This window comes from Pseudomonas sp. 5P_3.1_Bac2 (assembly GCF_025465995.1).
Taxonomy (GTDB): Bacteria; Pseudomonadota; Gammaproteobacteria; order Pseudomonadales; family Pseudomonadaceae; genus Aquipseudomonas.
The window spans coordinates 1-3,322 of the sequence record NZ_JANLNY010000005.1; the positions used below are offsets into that span (position 1 = coordinate 1).

General features: G+C 52.3%; 1 protein-coding gene and 2 pseudogenes. All 3 read right to left on the reverse strand.

Annotated elements, in window-relative coordinates; all coding sequences use genetic code 11:
- Positions 1-833: 833 nt before the first annotated feature.
- Positions 834-2,363: pseudogene (locus NTD81_RS04310) on the reverse strand (DUF637 domain-containing protein); the annotation flags it as partial.
- A gap of 110 nt (positions 2,364-2,473) precedes the next feature.
- Positions 2,474-2,593: pseudogene (locus NTD81_RS04315) on the reverse strand (transposase); the annotation flags it as partial.
- Between the two features lie 203 nt (positions 2,594-2,796).
- The gene (locus NTD81_RS04320) at positions 2,797-3,255 is read right to left on the reverse strand and encodes a hypothetical protein (protein ID WP_262179865.1); all 459 of its coding nucleotides are present in this window, start codon (positions 3,253-3,255) and stop codon (positions 2,797-2,799) included.
- Between the last annotated feature and the right edge of the window lie 67 nt (positions 3,256-3,322).

Genomic DNA, 3,322 nt, shown 5'->3' on the forward strand with positions numbered 1-3,322 from the left:
GCCCACTCCATTTTGACTTTTGCGGCTGCTTCGGAGTTACCTTGTAGCTCATACAGATAACTGCGTGCATCAGCATCAGCTTTGGCTTGGCTGAAAGCAGCCAAAGCCTCTGTGGGGTTGGAAGCTTTCTGTAATAGACCTAAAACAACCCGCTCACTCGTTGTAAGGGGACTGGTGAGCACGTCGCGCCCCAACTCATAGGTACTATTGGCAGCGCTACCAAGCGATTCGCCAACCCCCTTGGCTCCTCCAGCTATCTGGTCCGTGAAATCAATATTTCGGTAGTTAAGGTTGCGTTCGTAGAAGTCTCTTTGCTCAAGCTCTTCACGGCCACCTTCCTGCAAATATTCTGAGTTGACTAGAGGGGAGTAAAAATCTGCATGACTGAGCTGGTAACCCTGTAAAAGCTTAAGTGTTTCTGACGGGCTGTAGCTTTTGCCTTCTAAGAGACTTGGCACATCACCTTTAGCTTGTGCCTCATAGCGTGTAGCCAGTGGTGTCAGTGCTAGTCCTAGGTGCTTGAGAGTCGCCTCGTCGAAGACCACGCCGGTGGCAGATATTTTGTCTTGCCAATCCTTATCCACATAAAAAGCTAATGCCTCAGCAAGACGGCGTTCGGCCTCTGCCTCACTCGTGCCAGACTCCTTAGCCAACTCTGCGGCCTGCTTGTGAATCAGCTTGCGTTCATCTGGATGCAACTGCCGGTTGTAGGCTGTCGCATTTTTAGCCAGCTCTGCGGCCTTGGCGGGATCGCCACCTGTGGCTGTTGCCACCGCCACGCCAATAAGCAGAGAAACTGTTAGTTCGAGGTTTTTATCGTCTTTGATAGCGCCGGAAAGTTTCTCAATCAGCAGCTCGTTAGCACCTGCTGTCCACGCGCCAGTTTTAAAGTCCCCGCCAGTAGCCTCACTGAGCAGCCCACCCACCACCGCATGCAGTGCAACTTTAGCCGGGCTACCTTCTTTCCAGTCGATATCCTTTATTACCTCACCACTGGCTAAATCACCGGCCTAGTTAAAGGCTCCAGCTTGGAGAAGATGTTGCAGCTGGCCCGTTAAGGCGTCCTGTAAATTGTCGCTGAGGCTGCCGCCTTGCACAGTGGATTGAGCTACAGCTTGAATCGCTCCTTGTGCACCGAGGTAGGAGCCAAACTTTGCAAGCTCACTGGGTTTGCTCAGGTCAAAGCCTTTGGTGATTTTATTGACGTTATCGCCCGTAACCCCAAAGGCATTGTCTAGCACGCCTGCTGTGAAACCAGCAGTAATGGCCGAGGTGGCATAGCCTTTGAGGTTTTCTCCAGAGGTAACATCCTTGAGGGCAGCTCCAACGTTGCCTCGGTTGTTAATAATGCTCGTAGCACCAGTGCTCGCGGCAGACGTTAAAACGGCTGTTGCGGCAACGTTCGCCCAGCCAGCTGCTGTAGCCGCTGTAGTCGCTGTTGCAGCAGTTCCCGCAGCCCAGGCACTCCCTGCAGCTGTTGACGCTCCAGCGGCGGAAGCCCCACCGGCAACCAACCCACTTGCTGCACCCGCCGTGAAATAGGTGACGATAATTGCGATCACAATCATCGCTGGGCCGCCAAGACCCGAGTGACTCTCACTCCATTTGTCATGTACTTCTTTGACTTGGCGCCAGTCCACATCACCACGTGTTTCAACTTGCTTGAGCCAGGCCAAATCAGGATCAGCTTCGACCATGGCATCAATCGATTGGCTGATAGTTTTTTGGTCAAGTTGCCTAACGTCGATGTGTAAACCGTCAACCGCTTTGATCAGCACTTCACCTTGGGCCGTTAGTTGGCTCTGACGCAAAGTCTCATCGACCGCACCTTTATTTTTCGTGCTATTCCAAACGGCACTACTGCTACTTTTGTCGTGGCTCTCCTGATGCAGATCCTTCACCGCTTCAAAGGTCACTGCACCGCCGCTGGCGATGGTGAGGTCACCGCCGCTTTCGAGTTTGGCGCCTTGGTAGCGTTGGTCGCTGCCGCTGGAGAGGGTCAGGTCACCGCCGGTGGTGATTTCGCTGCCGACATTGGTTACCTGGGTGACTTCGTCGCGTTGGGTTTTCTTGCTGCCCCAACTGCCCTTCTTTTTCATGTCGTACAGCGAGTAGTTGCTGTCTTGCGCGGCCAACATGTTCAACTCGTTGTCGGCATGCACGTAGGCTTCATCGCCGGCGCCGATCTTGCTGGCGAGCAAAGTCAGGTCTTTGCCCGCTACCGCAATCAGGTCGCCCCCGGCTTTCAGCTCAGCGCTTTGCTGGCTGGCTTCATCCTCTTGAATGGTGGTTTTGCCTTTTTTGCCTTTGGAGTACTCATGGTCTTCATTCGCCGCGGCGGCTAAGGTATCGACACCAGTTGAGGCTGTAGACGCGCCGCTCTGCTGGCCGGATTGGCCACTTAGACGGAACAGGCCTTGCTGCGTTTGGGTGTTGCGCCACCACACTCACTGCGCAGTTGCTCTATCCATCAACGTAATGCGGTCGGGCCTACACCCAGCGATTTGCAGTCTTCGGGAATTGAGTAGCCTTGATCCAGAACCAGACCGGCTGCCTCAAGTTTGAAATCTGTACTGAATGATCTTCTGGCCATGTAAACACCTCATTGCTGGGCGAAACTTAACGCCCTATCGGGGTGTCCAGGCTCATTGAGCCACAACAGGGTGGCTGAAAAAGGGGCGAAACTTGAATGCAGAAATGATGCAAGAAGGCGGCAAAAATGGGGTAGATAGGGTGCAAAAACACCGGCACAAGGCCGGTGTCGAGAGTGTCAGATCAAGTTGAAACTTCTACAGTTCACCAGACCTCATGGGTCTCGGCTCTGTAATTCTTTTCAATACGCTCAACAAGCAATGGCGCACTGATAATTCCTCTTGTGGAATGCTTCAGCTCTTCCGAGTTAATCTCTCTCTCCAGCCGAAGTGCTTCGCTTCCATTCCACAGCCAAATAGAGCCGCCCGGCCCGCCATTCCTGGAACGGAACGTAGGAAAAACTTGTACCCTTTCGGGAACCGGAACATTTGCCACAACGGATAGAAGGCCTTGATTTACCGCACTTTGAACAACAAAAAATGCGGAAAATTGTGGCTCACCATCAACAACAACCGAAAAATCTTTTGGTTGTTCATTATGAAATCCGGGGAAAACACGAATTAAAAAACCAAATTCAGGATGCTTATGAGTAACTTGCGCATATGCGACACCCTGCGAGGTTAACACCTGCAAAATGTCGCCCAGCTTTACCTTCTTAGCCATTTAAAATCCTTCATATCCAGCTTTTTTCAGCAGCTCGGCGCCACGAATCAAACCCTGCTCATACTTA